General features: G+C 55.0%; 15 protein-coding genes. 12 read left to right on the forward strand and 3 right to left on the reverse strand.

The genetic code is table 11. The features are described from left to right. Window positions 1-173 precede the first annotated feature (173 nt). Window positions 174-1,079 (forward strand): sterol desaturase family protein, encoded by a 906-nt coding sequence (locus KIH26_RS04845; protein ID WP_213443002.1) that lies wholly within the window; start codon window positions 174-176, stop codon window positions 1,077-1,079. 159 nt (window positions 1,080-1,238) lie between these two features. Here the strand turns inward: KIH26_RS04845 and KIH26_RS04850 are convergent, their stop codons facing one another. Further along, entirely contained in the window at window positions 1,239-2,444 is a 1,206-nt protein-coding gene (locus KIH26_RS04850) for a saccharopine dehydrogenase family protein (protein ID WP_213443004.1), read from the reverse strand. 89 nt (window positions 2,445-2,533) lie between these two features. On the opposite strand from KIH26_RS04850, the gene KIH26_RS04855 reads away from it, so the two are divergent. The 9 genes from KIH26_RS04855 to KIH26_RS04895 all read left to right on the forward strand — a co-directional run bounded on the left by KIH26_RS04855 (window position 2,534) and on the right by KIH26_RS04895 (window position 10,930). Continuing rightward, the gene (locus KIH26_RS04855; protein WP_213443005.1) at window positions 2,534-3,541 is read left to right on the forward strand and encodes a metal-dependent hydrolase; all 1,008 of its coding nucleotides are present in this window, start codon (window positions 2,534-2,536) and stop codon (window positions 3,539-3,541) included. A gap of 97 nt (window positions 3,542-3,638) precedes the next feature. Further along, window positions 3,639-4,466 carry a MipA/OmpV family protein gene (locus tag KIH26_RS04860; RefSeq protein WP_213443006.1) on the forward strand — a complete coding sequence of 276 codons (828 nt, stop codon included), beginning with the start codon at window positions 3,639-3,641 and terminating at the stop codon, window positions 4,464-4,466. A gap of 209 nt (window positions 4,467-4,675) precedes the next feature. After that, the gene (locus KIH26_RS04865; protein WP_213443007.1) at window positions 4,676-5,137 is read left to right on the forward strand and encodes a (2Fe-2S)-binding protein; all 462 of its coding nucleotides are present in this window, start codon (window positions 4,676-4,678) and stop codon (window positions 5,135-5,137) included. An 11-nt stretch (window positions 5,138-5,148) separates the two neighbouring features. Then, window positions 5,149-7,371 (forward strand): xanthine dehydrogenase family protein molybdopterin-binding subunit, encoded by a 2,223-nt coding sequence (locus KIH26_RS04870; protein WP_213443008.1) that lies wholly within the window; start codon window positions 5,149-5,151, stop codon window positions 7,369-7,371. A gap of 78 nt (window positions 7,372-7,449) precedes the next feature. Next, window positions 7,450-7,863, forward strand: a complete 414-nt coding sequence (locus tag KIH26_RS04875) for a VOC family protein (RefSeq protein WP_249660956.1) — start codon at window positions 7,450-7,452, stop codon at window positions 7,861-7,863. Window positions 7,864-7,975: 112 nt separating this feature from the next. Further along, window positions 7,976-8,374 carry a GFA family protein gene (locus KIH26_RS04880; protein WP_213443010.1) on the forward strand — a complete coding sequence of 133 codons (399 nt, stop codon included), beginning with the start codon at window positions 7,976-7,978 and terminating at the stop codon, window positions 8,372-8,374. A 98-nt stretch (window positions 8,375-8,472) separates the two neighbouring features. After that, entirely contained in the window at window positions 8,473-9,432 is a 960-nt protein-coding gene (locus KIH26_RS04885; RefSeq protein ID WP_213443011.1) for a threo-3-hydroxy-L-aspartate ammonia-lyase, read from the forward strand. A 1-nt stretch (window position 9,433) separates the two neighbouring features. Next, window positions 9,434-9,976: a nucleotidyltransferase family protein gene (locus KIH26_RS04890; protein ID WP_349627844.1), complete on the forward strand. Its 543-nt coding sequence runs from the start codon at window positions 9,434-9,436 to the stop codon at window positions 9,974-9,976. Window positions 9,977-10,003: 27 nt separating this feature from the next. After that, window positions 10,004-10,930 (forward strand): DMT family transporter, encoded by a 927-nt coding sequence (locus KIH26_RS04895; protein ID WP_213443012.1) that lies wholly within the window; start codon window positions 10,004-10,006, stop codon window positions 10,928-10,930. Window positions 10,931-10,936: 6 nt separating this feature from the next. Here KIH26_RS04895 and KIH26_RS04900 read toward each other — a convergent pair whose 3' ends face one another. Continuing rightward, window positions 10,937-12,406 carry a hypothetical protein gene (locus tag KIH26_RS04900; protein ID WP_213443013.1) on the reverse strand — a complete coding sequence of 490 codons (1,470 nt, stop codon included), beginning with the start codon at window positions 12,404-12,406 and terminating at the stop codon, window positions 10,937-10,939. Between KIH26_RS04900 and KIH26_RS04905 the strand changes: the two genes are divergently transcribed. Continuing rightward, on the forward strand, window positions 12,392-12,703 hold the full coding sequence (locus tag KIH26_RS04905; RefSeq protein WP_213443014.1) for a hypothetical protein: 312 nt from the start codon (window positions 12,392-12,394) through the stop codon (window positions 12,701-12,703). The two genes, KIH26_RS04900 and KIH26_RS04905, sit on opposite strands and share 15 nt — an antisense overlap. 15 nt (window positions 12,704-12,718) lie before the next feature. Here the strand turns inward: KIH26_RS04905 and KIH26_RS04910 are convergent, their stop codons facing one another. Then, window positions 12,719-13,183, reverse strand: coding sequence for a DUF4399 domain-containing protein (locus KIH26_RS04910; RefSeq protein WP_249660957.1), 465 nt, complete (start codon window positions 13,181-13,183; stop codon window positions 12,719-12,721). Window positions 13,184-13,335: 152 nt separating this feature from the next. Here KIH26_RS04910 and ettA point away from each other — a divergent pair, with 152 nt between their 5' ends. Beyond that, window positions 13,336-14,997 carry an energy-dependent translational throttle protein EttA gene (gene ettA, locus KIH26_RS04915; RefSeq protein ID WP_213443016.1) on the forward strand — a complete coding sequence of 554 codons (1,662 nt, stop codon included), beginning with the start codon at window positions 13,336-13,338 and terminating at the stop codon, window positions 14,995-14,997. Window positions 14,998-15,048 lie beyond the last annotated feature (51 nt).

The following is a 15,048-nucleotide window of genomic DNA, read 5'->3' on the forward strand; positions in this document are numbered from 1 at the left end:
CGATGCATCAAACCACAGGTGGATCGTATGCGCGTATCTCCCTACCCTTAGGCTTATGTGTGGAATAAGGATCTGGCCAGCATAAATACTGCGCTAGTTGCTATCAATATAGTAGCAAAAGGATTTTTTGAAACTGTATACAGAATCTGCTCAATTGCGCTAAAGTCTGTGTGATGGAAGGTTTACCGAGTTATTTGCTTTGGCTGCCCGTCTTGGTGATCACAGCGTCGTTGATCGAGGCGGTTTGGATGCACCTGCGCGCGCCGGGCAGTTATGACTGGCGCGCGTTTGGTGTTTCCTTGCTGGATTTGGTGGTGCGTAATTTGCAGCGGATTTTGCTGCCAGGCTTGGTAGTGAGCCCCATTGGTGAGTGGCTTTGGGAGCATCGGCTGATGACGGTACCTCTGACCGGGGTGTGGGCGTTTGCCCTGCTGTTTGTGGGTCAAGAGTTTTGCTATTACTGGTACCACCGAGCTGCGCATCGCGTACGGCTGATGTGGTGTACGCATGCGGTACACCATTCGCCCAATCAACTCACACTGGCGGCGGCTTATCGCCTGGGTTGGACGGCCTTTTTCTCTGGCGCGATTTATTTCTTTTTGCCACTGATCGCTCTGGGCTTCTCACCGAGTGTGGTCGTGGCATGTTTGTTTGCCAATTTGCTCTACCAATTTTGGCTGCATGCGACTTGGATACCGAAGCTCGGGCCACTGGAGTATGTGTTCAACACACCGAGCGCGCATCGTGTGCATCACGCGGCGAATTTGGATTACTTGGATGCGAACTACGGTGGCGTGCTGATCGTGTTTGACCGACTGTTTGGCACGTATCGACAAGAGCGTGCCGAACTGCCTTGCCGCTATGGCTGGGTGCAGCCCATGAACAGCCACAACCCGATCAAGGTGGAGCTGCATCAATGGGTTTCTCTTTTCAAAGATTTGGGCGAAGCGAAATCAACACGTGAATTCTTGGGGCTGCTGTTCAAGCCCCCTGGCTGGCGTGCCGATGGTCAGGGTCAGACGACCGAAGAACTCCAGGCACGAGCTGTTGGGTCGCTCAAGACCGAGCGTGCAGTTTAGTGTAGTGCCGCACTCTTTTTGCGACTTAAAAACGCGTCTTTCCCCCTGACTCGTCGTTACAAATGCTCGCCATGCCTACGGGCATGTCTGTGCTTTGCGCCTAGATTCAGAGGGAAATCCATCGTTTTTAATCAGTCGCAAAAAGAATGCACCACTACACTAGCCGCTGATTTCTACGCGCATGCCAGCAGCGGCTAAGCGCCTCTCCAGCACTTCGCCCAAAGCCACACTGGGCGTGATCACACCAGAAGCTTTGGGTAGCTGATCTTCGTTCTCAGCCAGGGCCAGCGCTGATTCACACATCATCTTGACCGTCGCGCCATTGCCAGCGTCCAAAGAATCGCCAATCACGACGCGCAGTTGGTGGCCTTGCGCCGATTGCCCGATCACATCAATTTTGAAGAAACCGCGCGCCATGCTGGCGGCGCTGGGGCCTTGGCCAGGCTGGGCCATCATGCGTTGCGCCAGTTTTCTTAAGGGGGAAATTTCAAGCAAGCCCATGCTGATCTTCGAGCCAACGCCAAAGCTGCCAGCCACCGCGCCCGCCACAAGCGAGCGACCAAAGCGCAAATACTCTTGATAGCTGGCCTGTTGCCCGCGCAGCGCCAAGCTGCGGCGCACCACTCGCGTGTTCACCGGCCCCATCACGAAAAGGCCGAGCCAGGCGTTGAAATCTTCATCATGATGCGCGCCTAGCGGGTCGCGGTGGGCAGACACATCTTTGGGCACAGTCCCAGCGGGATTGAGCAAAAATGGATCATTCAAAGCTTTGCTCTGCTTGGATTCGATCATGTTCATCACAGAAGCCAGCGTGCCGCCGTTGAGCCCACCACCGCCCAAGCTGAAAGCCGCTTTGATTTTGATGCAATCTTGCTTGTGGCGCTTTTTCATCTCGCGCAGCAGCAAATAGGCGCCCAGATCGCTGGGCACGGAATCAAAGCCACAGCTGGGCACGATGCGTGTGCCATCTTTTTCGGCTTTTGCGTGGTGTGCATCAATCATTTGGCGAATCCAAGGCGTCTCGCCGGTGATATCGCAGTAATGCGTTTGATGCTTCACGCAAGCGGCCACCAATTTGCTGCCATACAGAGCGTAGGGCCCTGCGCAACTGAGCACAACGCGGGTGGAGGCGGCGAGCGTACTTAAAGCCTTCTCGTCTTGCGCATCGGCCACCACCATAGCCATCTCTTTCACGCTCGGATGCTCGTGCGCCACAGCATCTCGCGCGGCTTCAAGCTTGGCAAGCGAGCGTCCGGCAATGGCCCAGCGGGTGTTGCTGGCTGCATGCTTAGCCAGATAGGCAATCGCTTGTTGGCCAACAAAGCCCGTTGCGCCGTAGAGGATGAGGTCAAAGGTCTTGTTCATGGCTGTTTCTCTGTGATGCGTTCAGTGTAGTGCCAGACAATAGCCCCAACTCTCGCTTTGACATACTCTAGGCGCTAGCATCTACGCCCATGGATTCACTCTCACAACTTGTATTGGGCTCTGCCATCGGCATCGCCGTCATGGGGCGGCGTACCGCTGTTTGGAAAGCTGCACTTTGGGGCGGCATCGCAGGCACGCTGCCTGATCTGGATGCTTTGCTCGATTTTGGCGATGCTGTGCGCAACATGACGTATCACCGAGCCGAAAGCCATGGCTTGTTTTATCTCAGCTTGCTTGCGCCGCTGATGGCTTGGGCGGTGAGCAAACTGCATGGCGAAACGGCGCTTTTCAAGCGCTGGAGTCTCGCGTTGTGGCTCGCTCTTTTTACCCATCCCTTGCTCGACTGGTTCACGATTTATGGCACGCAATTGATGCAGCCTTTCTCCGAGCATCCGTATGGCTTGGGCAGCATGTTCATCATCGATCCGATCTACACCTTTCCTCTGTTGATCGGCGTGATCGTCGCTTTATCACGCAAACAGTTTGCAGGCTTACGCTGGAACGCGTTGGCTCTGGGTTTCTCCTGTCTTTATCTGGCTTGGAGCGCGATAGCGCAAGCGCATGTGGAGCGCATCGTGCGTGCGCAGCTGACTGCGCAGGGGCAGGGCAGCGCAAAATTCTTCGTCACACCTGCGCCGCTCAACACCATTGTCTGGCGTGTGGTGGTCATGGGCGAGCAGAGCTATTCAGAAGGTTTTTATTCATTCACGGACAAGAGCGGCCCGATCAAGCTGGACAGCTTCGCGCATCAGCCTGCACTCATCAATGAGCTCAAAGGCAATTGGGCAGCTGAGCGCATGGCGTGGTTCACGCATGGCTTTTACAGCCTGCGTGAAGTCAAAGGCCAAGCCATCCTCACTGATTTACGCATGGGCCAAGAGCCCGGCTATGTGTTCCAGTTCGCGCTCGCGCAGCGTGAGGGCAGCGCTTGGAAGACAATCCAGCCAGAGCAAATCGGCAATCGAGGCGACGCTGCCAAAGCCTTGCCATGGCTGTGGGCACGTATCAAAGGGCAAGATGTGCCGCCGCCTAGGTAGCTTTTGCTCATTTCCCTTTGAAATTAGTGGCATTTCGCAAGGCGCAGCGCTTTTCCTGATCCTCGCTATGATCCTTTAATTAACTCAAGAGGTCATTATGAAACCGATCAGTATTTTTGTAGGCGCTGCGACAGCACTCTCATTTTCCAGCGCCAGCATGGCTCAAGAAAAATCAGAGTTGCCGCTATGGGAAATCGGTGGTTTTGGCCTTGCCGTGTCTCAGCAGGCTTATCCCGGCTCAGATCAGCAAGTCAATCGCGGGCTGGCTTTGCCCTTTGTGATATACCGCGGGCAGTTTTTGCGGGCCGACGACGGCTCAGTGGGCTTGCGCGCCCTTAAAACCAATAATCTTGAGCTGGATATCGGTTTTTCTGGCTCGTTTGGCTCGGGCGCAGACGATATCAAAGCGCGCAACGGCATGCCTAAGCTGGGCAGCATGATCGAATTCGGGCCACGTTTGAAATGGAATCTTGGCGAAGGGCCGGGCAATGGTCGCTGGAGCGCGCAATTTCCCTTACGTGGTGTGTTTGATCTCAGCGATGGCGGGGCAAGCAAAGGCATTGCATTTGAGCCTGAGCTGGTGTTTTCACGCCGTAGCAGCAATGGCTGGGCTTATTCCAGCAGCGTCGGCGCGATTTTTGGCAATCAAAAATTAAACGACACGTTTTACGGTGTGGCTGCACCTTTCGCACTGCCCAATCGCCCAGCCTACACAGCCGAAAGCGGCCTCATTTCTTGGCGCCTAGGTGTATCAGCCAGCCGCAGTCTCGCACCAGATTGGCGCTTGTTCGGCTTTGCGCGACTCGATTCAGTGGCCGGAGCCGCCAATGAAAACAGCCCCTTGGTGCGCCAGAAAAACGGCGCATCAGTGGGCATGGGTCTGTCTTACACCTGGCTGCGATCGAGCGAAAAAGCACGCCCTTGAGCCTGAGGCAGTTTGCTCGTCTGCAAAGTACCTTGAAAGGTCAGCTTGAGCGATCTACAAAGGAGCTTGGCGATAGAAATGGCCAAGCACGGCGCATGTCGCTGCCAAATCAGCTGCTTGTCTGCGATACATCCTGTTGCTCCCGAGCGAGCAACAGGGTTTTCCGGTTTTCGCTAAATTGATCTCATCTTTCCTACTGGAGCGCATCTATGAGCATTTCTTTGAACATCAATGGCAAGGCCGTCTCGGTCGATGCTGATCCATCCACGCCGATTCTTTGGGCGCTGCGCGATAACCTGGATCTCACGGGCACGAAGTTTGGCTGCGGTATGGCGCTGTGTGGCGCGTGCACCGTGCATATGAATGGGCAGGCGATTCGCTCTTGCGTCACGCCGATCTCAGCCGCAGTGGGCCAACGCATCACCACGATCGAAGTGCAGGCGCAAGACAAAGTGGGCAAGGCTGTGGAAGATGCTTGGGTCAAGCACGATGTGGCGCAATGCGGCTACTGCCAGAGCGGGCAAGTGATGGTGGCGACGGCTTTTCTAAAGACCAATAAGAATCCGAGCGACAGCCAAATTGATGCAGCGATGGCAGGCAATATTTGCCGCTGTGGCACATACCAGCGCATTCGCGTGGCGATCAAAGATGCGGCCAAGGCCATCGCTTAAGGAGAAGAACCATGATTCTCGACAAAATTCTCTCTCAAGCTCAAGCGGTGAAAGCCGAGCTTTCCCGCCGCAATTTCGTGACGATGACAGTTGGCGGCGCTGTGGGCCTCGCTTTCATGCCTTTGGCCAGCGACGATGTGCGCGCACAAAACGCGCCCGCCGTGCCTCCCGGCCAAAAGCCCACGGAGCGCCCTGGCGCATTTGTGAGCATTGCCAAAGACGGCACAGCCACCGTGCTGTGCAACCGCATGGATATGGGGCAGGGCATTGAAACGGCGCTTGCCATGATCTGCGCTGAAGAGCTGGGCGTTGAGTGGAGCAAGGTGAAAACCGGCTTTGGCAACCAGATGCCGAATTACGTTGACCCGATGATGGGCATGCACCTCACGGGCGGTTCGAACTCGGTGAAAAACAGTTATACGCAATACCGCGAGCTGGGTGCGCGCACCAAGGCGATGATGATCACGGCGGCATCCAAGCAATTGAATGTGGCTGCTGCGCAGCTCACTGCAGCCAAGGGCATGATCTCGGGCGGCGGTAAATCTGTGGGCTATGGCGATGTATTTGAAGCGGCGATGAAAGAGCCGATTCCAGCAACCGTGACACTCAAAGATCCGAAAGATTTTGAGCTCATCGGTAAGCCCACAGGCCTCAAAGTTTCGCAAGCGAAATCGACGGGTGCGCAGAAATACGGTATTGATATCAAACTGCCCGGCATGCTCACTGCTGTGATCGTCGATCCGCCCGTGTTTGGCGCAAAGTTCAAGAGTTTTGATGCGAGCGCTGCTGAGAAGGTCAAAGGCGTGCGCGCTGTACTGCCTGTAGATTTGGATCGTGGTGGCAAAGGTATCGCCGTGGTGGCTGATGGCTACTGGCCTGCCAAAATGGGGCGCGATGCGCTCAAAGTAGAGTGGGATACCAGCGGCGTGGCCAAAGCTGATACCGCTGCCATGCTCAAGCAGTATCAAGAGCTGGCTAAGAAAAAGGGGCTGGCTGTGCCCGGTGGCAAGCTCACGGCTGATACGTCAAAAATGGCTGCTGCGCCTAATAAAATCACTGCCGATTTCGTCTTTCCCTACTTGAACCACGCCCAGATGGAGCCGCTGGCGTGTACGGTAGATTTGAAGGCAGATCGCTGCGATGTGTACACCGCATCGCAAATGCCCGGCGTGGACACAGGCGCGATTGCTAAAGCCACAGGCGTGCCTGCTGACAAGATCATGATTCATGTGCAAATGGCAGGCGGTGGCTTTGGCCGCCGCGCTGTGCCAACCAGCGAATACTTGGTGGAATCAGCGAACGTGGCAAAAGCCCTCGCAGCTGCGGGCAAACGCGCGCCAGTGAAGGTGATTTGGAGCCGTGAGGATGATCTGAAGGCGGGCTACTACCGGCCCTTCACCGTGCACCGCGCCGAAATTGGCTTTGATGCACAGGGCAATATCGCCGGCTGGGAAAACGTGATCGTTTCGCAAAGTATCTTAAAAGGCTCGCCCTTTGAGGCTTTCCTCGTGAAAGATGGTGTGGACGGCACCACACATGAAGGCATGAAAGATGGCTACGACATTCCCATCAATGTGACCGTGCATCACCCCGAGGTGAATGTGCCCACGCTGTGGTGGCGTTCGGTGGGTTCCACGCATACGGCGTTTGTGATGGAAACGCTGATTGATGAAGTGGCTGCGGCTTCAAGCCAAGATCCTGTGGCTTATCGCATGAAGCTCTTGGGTGACAAGCATCCGCGCCACAAAGCCGCGCTGCAAATCGCAGTAGACAAGAGTGGCTATGGCAAGCGCAACTTGCCTGCCGGCCAGCATTGGGGTGTGGCAGTGCATGAAAGTTTTGAATCGGTGGTGGCTTTCGTCGTGAGCGCGAGCGTGAAAGACGGCAAGCCTGTGGTTCACAGCGTGGACGCAGGCGTGCATTGCAACCGCGTGATCAACCCACGCACGGTAGAAACGCAGGTGCAAGGCTCGGCCATCATGGCGCTTTCCACCTGCATGCCTGGTCACGCGATCACCTTCAAAGATGGCGTGGTGGAGCAAAGTAATTACAGCGACTTCCCGCCCGCGCGTATCACTGATGCACCCACGATCAATGTGCATATCGTGCCAAGCACGGATGCGCCCAAAGGCATGGGCGAGCCTGGCTTGCCGCCGTTTGCACCCGCGCTGGCCAATGCGCTGCGCCGAGCGACCGGTAAGCCTTTGCGTGAGATGCCTTTTAAATTGGCTTGACCTTCCTCTTCACGCTTATCAACCGCCTTCGGGCGGTTTTTTATTGATACGATGTTGCTCTTCATTCAGAGAGTCGCCATGCAACCTTTTCATCTTGCCTTCCCCGTCACCGATCTACAAAAAGCCCGCGCCTTCTATGGTGATCTGCTGGGCTGCCCAGAAGGGCGCAGCAGCTCGGAATGGGTGGACTTTAATTTCCATGGCCACCAAATCGTCGCGCATCTGTGCCCCACGATGAATACCGACACCGCCAAAAGCGAGGTCGATGGCCACGGCGTGCCGGTGCGGCATTTTGGTTTGGTGATGAATTTGCCAGAGTGGGAAACGCTCGCTGCCAAGCTCAAAGCGATGGGCACGAAATTCATCATTGAGCCTTACATTCGCTTCAAAGGCGAGCCTGGCGAGCAGGCCACGATGTTTTTCCTCGATCCGTTTGGCAATGCGATTGAGTTCAAAGCCTTCAAGAGCATGAATTCTCTGTTTGCGAAGTGATTTTTTAAGCGTTTTGAGCGGTTTGCCTGCATAGAACCTGCGCAAAGTGCTATCAAAATGATACTTTTGGCAATGTGATGGTTTCCTCAATCCATGCTGTAGGAGATGGCGCATGACTTATTCTGGAAGATGCCTGTGCGGCTCAATTGCCTATCAACTCTCCGGCGAGCCGATTGGCGTGTCTCTGTGCCATTGCAATGACTGTAGACGCAGCGCTGGCGCGCCCATGGTGTCTTGGGCGATGTATCTTGAGGGCGCGTTGAGCGTGACGAAGGGGCAAGCCAAGACGATCAACTCATCGGGCACTTCGATGCGTAGTTTCTGCGCCGACTGCGGTACGGGGCTGTTCTATCGCAATGAGCCCGTCTTGCCCGGAATCGTGGATATCCAATCCGCGACGCTGGATGATCCTGACGCATTACCGCCGAGTAAGCAGATTCAAACAGCGGAAAGGCTCAAATGGATGCAGCATCTTCATGCCTTGCCTGAGATAGAAAGATATCCGTCTTAGGCTCACCAAGATATTTTCCCTGTTGGAATTTATAAGCCTTTTAGGCTTACCGCCGGCATAGAATCTGCGCAAAATGCTATTAAATTAAGAGTAACGATATGACATTGGCTATTAACTTCGACGACATCACCCAAGCTGCTGCGCGCATACAAGGCGTGGCGAATCGCACGCCTGTGCTCACCTCGCGCACGGCGAACGAGCTCGCGGGCGCGGAGCTTTTCTTTAAGTGCGAAAACTATCAGCGCATGGGTGCGTTCAAGTTTCGCGGAGCGTATAACGCGCTGGCGCAGTTTTCGGCTGAGCAGAAAAAACGCGGTGTGTGTGCGTTTAGCTCAGGCAATCATGCGCAGGGCATTGCGCTGGCGGCGAAGATTCTGGGCATGCCGGCGGCGATTGTGATGCCGCTGGATTCTCCAGAGGTGAAGATGGCGGCGACGCGCGGGTATGGCGCGGAGGTCATCACCTATGACCGTTACAAGGAAGACCGCATTGCGATTGGCAACAAGCTGGCTGACGAGCGCGGGATGACTTTGATCCCGCCATATGACCATGCGCATGTGATGGCGGGGCAGGGCACGGCGGCTCTCGAATTGCTGCAAGAGGTCGGTCATCTCGATACGCTGCTGGTGTGTTTGGGCGGTGGTGGGCTCATCTCAGGTTGCGCCGTGGCGGCCAAGCATCTGAACCCCAAGATTCGCGTGATCGGTGTGGAGCCGGAGGCGGGCAATGATGCTCAGCAGAGCAAGCGCTCAGGAAAGATTGTGAAAATAGACACACCAAAAACCATCGCTGATGGCGCGCAGACACAGTTCGTCGGAAACCTGACTTTCCCTGTGATTCAAGAGCTGGTTGACGACATCGTGACGGTGAGCGATGCCCAGCTGATTGAGGCGATGCGCTTTGCGGCGAGTCGCATGAAGATAGTGATCGAGCCCACAGGTGGTTTGGCGATGGCAGCGGCGATGCAAGGCGTGGTGGATGTGAAGGGCCAGCGCGTGGGCATCATCGTCTCGGGTGGCAATATCGACATTGCGCAATTCGCCAAATTCATGGCGTAACGTGAGCGCGCAGCCGACCGTCATCATCCTTGCCAGCGGGCGCGGCGAGCGCTTCACAGCCTCGGGCGGGCAGGGCAGCAAGCTTGCAGCCTTGATGAATGGCAAGACGGTTTTGCAATGGACTTTAGATGCTGTCAAAGCGACGGGTCTGCCTTGGCATGTAGAAGACGCTGGGCATCCGGGCATGGGCGACAGCATTGCTGCGGCAGTGCGCGCCACACCCCAATCGAACGGGTGGTTGATCTTGCCGGCTGATTTGCCTTTGATCTCGCCGCAAACCATTCTTGCGGTTGCGGATGCGCTCGCGCAAGGCGCGCAGGCGGCATACCCGCTATATGCGGGTGAGCGCGGGCATCCCGTGGGGTTTACCGCAGAGGCTGGCCTTGAGCTGCAAAATTTAAAGGGAAATCGCGGTGCAGCCGGCATACTATCTGCGCGAAGTGCTATTGAAATAATAGTAAATGATGTGGGCTGCATCACTGATATTGATACGCTAGAGCAGCTTGATCATGCACAAACTCTCATGAATCAGCGCCTGAACTGAGCTTGAACCCGCCTACACTGGGCTGGTATGACCACTGCCTTGCCTAGCTCACCAACAAAGATAGAAACCAAACTGATGAGCGTCTATGCACGGCTCATGGTCGTGCCGATTTTGTGGGGCGGTACGTTCATCGCAGGGCGCATTGTCTCTGCAGAAGTCTCGCCGGCCACAGCCTCGTTGGTTCGATTTTTGTTTGCGGCCTTGGCTTTGCTGATCAGCTTGCATTTGAGCGAAGGTTTGCGTGCCTTGCGTAGCCTGAATTCAAAGCAGTTGTTGGGTACAGCGGCTTTGGGTGCAACGGGCATTCTGGCCTACAACCTGTGTTTCTTCAACGCACTCGCTTTGATACCTGCGAGTCGGAGCTCTCTTTTTGTAGCGCTCAATCCCGTGCTTACGGTGTTGGTGGCGGTGATTTTTCTGGATGATCGTATGAGCCTATCGCGCTGGCTGGGAATGGGCTTGGCTTTGCTGGGCGTGTGGATCGTGATCACGCGGGGTGATTTGAGCCAGCTCTTGCAAGCCGTGGGGCGCGGTGAGCTTTTCATGCTTGGCGCGATCAGCAGCTGGGCAGCCTACACATTAATTGGGCGCAAATTGTTGCAAGGCATGTCGCCGCTTTTATCCACAACCTGCGCGGTGCTCTGGGGCTGCTTGATGCTGGCCGTATTGGCGCTGTTTGAGTCACCCAAGTTAAGCATCACACTGTGGTCATTCAAAGCATGGCTGAGCTTGGCCTTCTTGGGTGTGCTGGGCACAGCGGTGGCCTTTGTTTGGTATTACGAAGGCATCCGCAGACTAGGCGCAGCGCGCACCGTGGTGTTTAACAATTTGGTGCCCATCTTCGGTGTGCTGCTAGCCTGGCTGCTGCTCAATGAGCCGCTGAGCTGGAGCCTAGCTCTGGGCGGAGCGATTGCTGTGTCTGGTGTCTTTCTAGTGAATCGACAAACCTCGTAAGTCGATTCAAACCCGATCTCGGTGCGAGATTTCCACGACGACTGCGCGCGCAGCCAAGCCCGCCACAATCTGCTCGGCCAGAGCGCGGTTTTTGCTGTCTAGGTTGGCATCCCATTCGTCGAGTAAATACACTTTGGCTTGCGTCTTCAAGCTGATCTCTTGCAGACTGCGCAATTGTTTTTCGCCAGAAGAGAAGCCATTGGAGCGAGCTTGGGGATCAGTCTCGCCTTCGCTCTCGGTCTCATCGTCTTCTTGGCCTTTGCCCTTCAAAAATTCAAAAGTGAGTTTGTCACTTGTGGGCCAATAAAAAGCCTGCGTGCCCAGCCGCGCTTTGAGCGCGACGAGCAGGCTGGATTTACCCATGCCATTGCTGCCGCGCACCAAGATGCGCCCTGTGGGTTGCACCAACACTTGGCTCACGGCGCTATCGACATTCGAGCATGGCAAAGTCAAAGCATCGCGTTGCAAGCTCACGCCTTCAAAGCGAATCCGCTGGTTGAATTGCGCATCCGGCACAGGCCGCATGGCTTCGCAAGCGCCGCCTATGCGCGTCCACACCGCGAGCAAATCGTTCCAACCTGAGGCCAGGCCATGCACGTGGTACGACATTTCAATTTGCCTTGGCAGAGTAGCAGCCAAGGCAATGAGCAGGGCACTGTCTCCCACATTGCGCCCAGCCACCCAAGCGAGGTAAGAAAACACCACGATCAAGGCAAAAATACCGCTCACAGTTGCGATGCCTTCGCGCGCCATGATGGCCCGAATTTGCGCACGCAATGCATTGCGCAGCCGCTCTTTGAAACCTGCGTGCCAGAGGCGGTAGTTGTAGCGGTTGCCGGCAGTGATGTTGTCCCAAGCGGTGTAGGTGTGAGCCGTCATGCGATTGGTCTCGCGCTGTTGGGCGAGATAAGCAGCAGCCACAGGTTTGCGTACAAACCATTGCAAAGCCAAGAGCGCTATAAAGACCATGCCATACACCGCAGGTAAGCCAGCATCAATCGCAAAGCCGAGCACGATGGCGTTGAAGAGCAGACCGAAAAACAGCTTCAAATCGGCTTCCAGCTCGTAGATCAATTCAAAGAGGATGTGAAAGGTCTCGTTGGTGAGAAAGGGCTCGACATGCTCGCGTTGCTGTCTGTCGCCCAGCAAGGCGGCTGTTGCGCGGTTGTCGCGCGCAAAGCGCAGCATGTAGCGGCCATAAGCGCCAAAGCCAGCGCGCTCCGCAAAGATCCAACTGCTCGCGCCCACGATGTAGGAGGCCGATTGCGCGGCCACAATCCACGCAAAATCCGAGATCAAAAACTCTTGTTGTGAAACATCGTGTCCAGCTTGGATGATCAGTGCTGTTGTGGCTGCAGCTAAGCCTGCCTCGATGATCAGCAAGGCCAACATCCAGTAAAACGGAGAACCCAGTAAAAACCCTAGGAATTCTGCGCGCTTGAAGGCTACAGGAGGGCGAGCGTGCATATCAGACATCGTGATTTTGTAAATATCGCTGACTATAATGAATTCTTCGTATCTACTGTGTCAACTTCTGAGGCGGCGCGGCGTTATGAAAACAACTTGAGTATGAAGCGGCTCGCCGATTCATTCCCAGGTTATCGGGGCTCAGCAGTCATGCTGAGCAAACACATTACATCTATATCCGGAGAATCACATGAACAACGCAACTTCCAAGCCAAAGAAAAGCAAAAAGCCAATGAAGAAAGCCAAGTAATTGGTTTTCAACACACAAAAAACCCGCTCTTGAGCGGGTTTTTTGTTGGGTTTTAGCAGCGAGAAACGGCTTTATTTCACGGTGACTGCAATCGTTGCGGCAAAGTCTTTACCGTAGCTCAAATGGAAGCCATCGGCAAACTGCATGGTGAGCTTGTATTGGCCAGGTGCTAGTTTTAACTCAGCCTCGGTTTGTCCAGCGCCGAAGTGGATGTGCTGAGCATCAAAGGGAATGATTTCGCCAGCGGGTTTGCTCATCAGATTGACGAGCACATGATGATGGCCTTTGCCAGTGTTTTGTCCGGCAGCGGCGGGCTCGACCGCCATGCCCTTAACGCCAAATTTGACTTTGAAAGTTTGGCCAACCGTCGCACCGTTTTGCGGCTCGACAAACCACACGCCTTTGTCTGCAGGCGGCTGATTGGGGTTGGGGTTCATCATGCTGGCGCAGCCTGATAGCAACAGGGTCGCAGCCGTGCCAAGCGCGAATACCCATGAATAAAGGGCGCGTTTGGTTTTGAGGGGGGATGAGTGCATACAATGTCTCTTTCGGTTTTAAGAAGTTGTTGGAAGGGCTAATGTGCCAGAGGTCTGGCGTATTGGCTACTTAATTGATGCTAAGCCGACAATTGAAGAAAACTATTACATCCTGTGCCGTCCTGGCGCGAGATGACTTGTTCTGAATATCCATGTCTCAATACGTTTACACCATGAATCGGGTCGGCAAAATCGTGCCGCCCAAGCGCCAAATCCTCAAGGATATTTCTCTCTCGTTTTTTCCGGGTGCCAAGATTGGTGTGCTCGGCCTGAATGGCTCCGGCAAATCTACGCTGCTCAAAATCATGGCGGGTGTGGACAAAGAGATTGAAGGTGAAGCGATTCCGATGCCGGGCATCAAGGTGGGCTATCTCCCCCAAGAGCCACAGCTCGATCCTGAGCACAGCGTGCGCCAAGCGGTGGAAAGCGGCATGGGCGCTGTGATGGCAGCCAAAGAGCGGCTAGAGCAGGTGTATGTGGAATACGGCCTGGAAGAAGCAGATTTTGACAAGCTGGCTGCAGAGCAGGCAGAGTTGGAAGCCATCATCGCTGCGGCAGGTGACGATACCGGCCATGCTTTGGAAATTGCAGCCGATGCGCTTCGCTTGCCTGAATGGGAGGCCAAAATTGGGCATCTCTCCGGCGGCGAGAAGCGCCGCGTGGCATTGTGCCAACTGCTGCTCTCTAAACCCGACATGCTGCTGCTGGATGAGCCAACCAACCACTTGGATGCTGAATCTGTGGATTGGCTGGAGCAATTTCTCGCACGCTTCCCTGGCACGGTCGTCGCAATTACCCATGATCGTTACTTCTTGGATAACGCAGCCGAGTGGATTTTGGAGCTGGATCGCGGTCACGGCATTCCGTGGAAAGGCAACTATTCCACTTGGCTCGATCAGAAAACGGATCGCTTAGCCAAGGAAGCCAAAGGTGAAGAGGCTCGCACCAAAGCACTCAAGAAGGAGCTGGAGTGGGTGCGCCAGAATCCGAAAGGCCGCCAGGCCAAATCCAAAGCGCGTATCGCTCGCTTTGAAGAGCTCTCTAGTCAAGAGTATCAAAAACGCAACGAAACCTCGGAAATTTTCATCCCTGTTGCAGAGCGTTTGGGTAACGAAGTCATTGAGTTCAATGGTGTATCGAAAGCCTTCGGTGATCGTTTGCTGATCGATAACCTGAGCTTCAAAGTACCCGCTGGTGCCATTGTCGGCATCATCGGCCCCAACGGTGCAGGTAAATCCACGCTGTTCCGCATGATCGCGGGCAAAGAGCAGCCTGACAGCGGCAGTGTCAACATTGGCTCCACGGTGCAAATGGCCTTTGTGGATCAGAACCGCGACAGCTTGGCCAATGAGAAAACCGTTTGGGAAGACATCTCTGGTGGCTTGGATATGCTGCAAATTGGTAAATTCACTGTGCCCAGCCGCGCCTACTGCGGGCGCTTCAATTTCTCAGGCAGCGATCAGCAAAAGCGCGTGGGTAATCTCTCAGGCGGCGAGCGCGGTCGCTTGCATTTGGCCAAGACCTTGATTGCCGGCGGCAACGTCCTGATGCTGGACGAACCCTCCAACGACCTCGATGTGGAAACCTTGCGTGCTTTGGAAGATGCATTGCTCGAGTTCGCCGGCTCGGTCATGGTCATCAGCCACGATCGTTGGTTCTTGGATCGTATCGCTACGCACATCCTCGCTTGCGAAGGTGATTCACAATGGGTATTCTTTGACGGCAACTATCAAGAATATGAAGCCGACAAGAAAAAACGTTTGGGTGAAGAAGGCGCTAAACCCAAGCGTGTGCGCTACAAAGCCTTGGCCTGATTTTTGATCTGCGATTTTTATTTCTAAGACAAAGGTACATTTTTTCGCATC

It is taken from the genome of Variovorax sp. PCZ-1, assembly GCF_018413605.1.
Lineage (GTDB): Bacteria > Pseudomonadota > Gammaproteobacteria > Burkholderiales > Burkholderiaceae_C > JANMDU01.

What these genes read in the sequence shown, in the direction of transcription:
- KIH26_RS04855 (WP_213443005.1), top strand. Translation starts at nt 2,534, where the DNA reads ATGGATTCACTCTCACAACTTGTATTGGGCTCTGCCATCGGCATCGCC.
- KIH26_RS04900 (WP_213443013.1), bottom strand. Translation starts at nt 12,406, where the DNA reads ATGTCTGATATGCACGCTCGCCCTCCTGTAGCCTTCAAGCGCGCAGAA.
- KIH26_RS04845 (WP_213443002.1), top strand. Translation starts at nt 174, where the DNA reads ATGGAAGGTTTACCGAGTTATTTGCTTTGGCTGCCCGTCTTGGTGATC.
- KIH26_RS04885 (WP_213443011.1), top strand. Translation starts at nt 8,473, where the DNA reads ATGACATTGGCTATTAACTTCGACGACATCACCCAAGCTGCTGCGCGC.
- KIH26_RS04870 (WP_213443008.1), top strand. Translation starts at nt 5,149, where the DNA reads ATGATTCTCGACAAAATTCTCTCTCAAGCTCAAGCGGTGAAAGCCGAG.
- KIH26_RS04875 (WP_249660956.1), top strand. Translation starts at nt 7,450, where the DNA reads ATGCAACCTTTTCATCTTGCCTTCCCCGTCACCGATCTACAAAAAGCC.
- KIH26_RS04895 (WP_213443012.1), top strand. Translation starts at nt 10,004, where the DNA reads ATGACCACTGCCTTGCCTAGCTCACCAACAAAGATAGAAACCAAACTG.
- ettA (WP_213443016.1), top strand. Translation starts at nt 13,336, where the DNA reads ATGTCTCAATACGTTTACACCATGAATCGGGTCGGCAAAATCGTGCCG.
- KIH26_RS04860 (WP_213443006.1), top strand. Translation starts at nt 3,639, where the DNA reads ATGAAACCGATCAGTATTTTTGTAGGCGCTGCGACAGCACTCTCATTT.
- KIH26_RS04865 (WP_213443007.1), top strand. Translation starts at nt 4,676, where the DNA reads ATGAGCATTTCTTTGAACATCAATGGCAAGGCCGTCTCGGTCGATGCT.
- KIH26_RS04880 (WP_213443010.1), top strand. Translation starts at nt 7,976, where the DNA reads ATGACTTATTCTGGAAGATGCCTGTGCGGCTCAATTGCCTATCAACTC.
- KIH26_RS04910 (WP_249660957.1), bottom strand. Translation starts at nt 13,183, where the DNA reads ATGCACTCATCCCCCCTCAAAACCAAACGCGCCCTTTATTCATGGGTA.
- KIH26_RS04850 (WP_213443004.1), bottom strand. Translation starts at nt 2,444, where the DNA reads ATGAACAAGACCTTTGACCTCATCCTCTACGGCGCAACGGGCTTTGTT.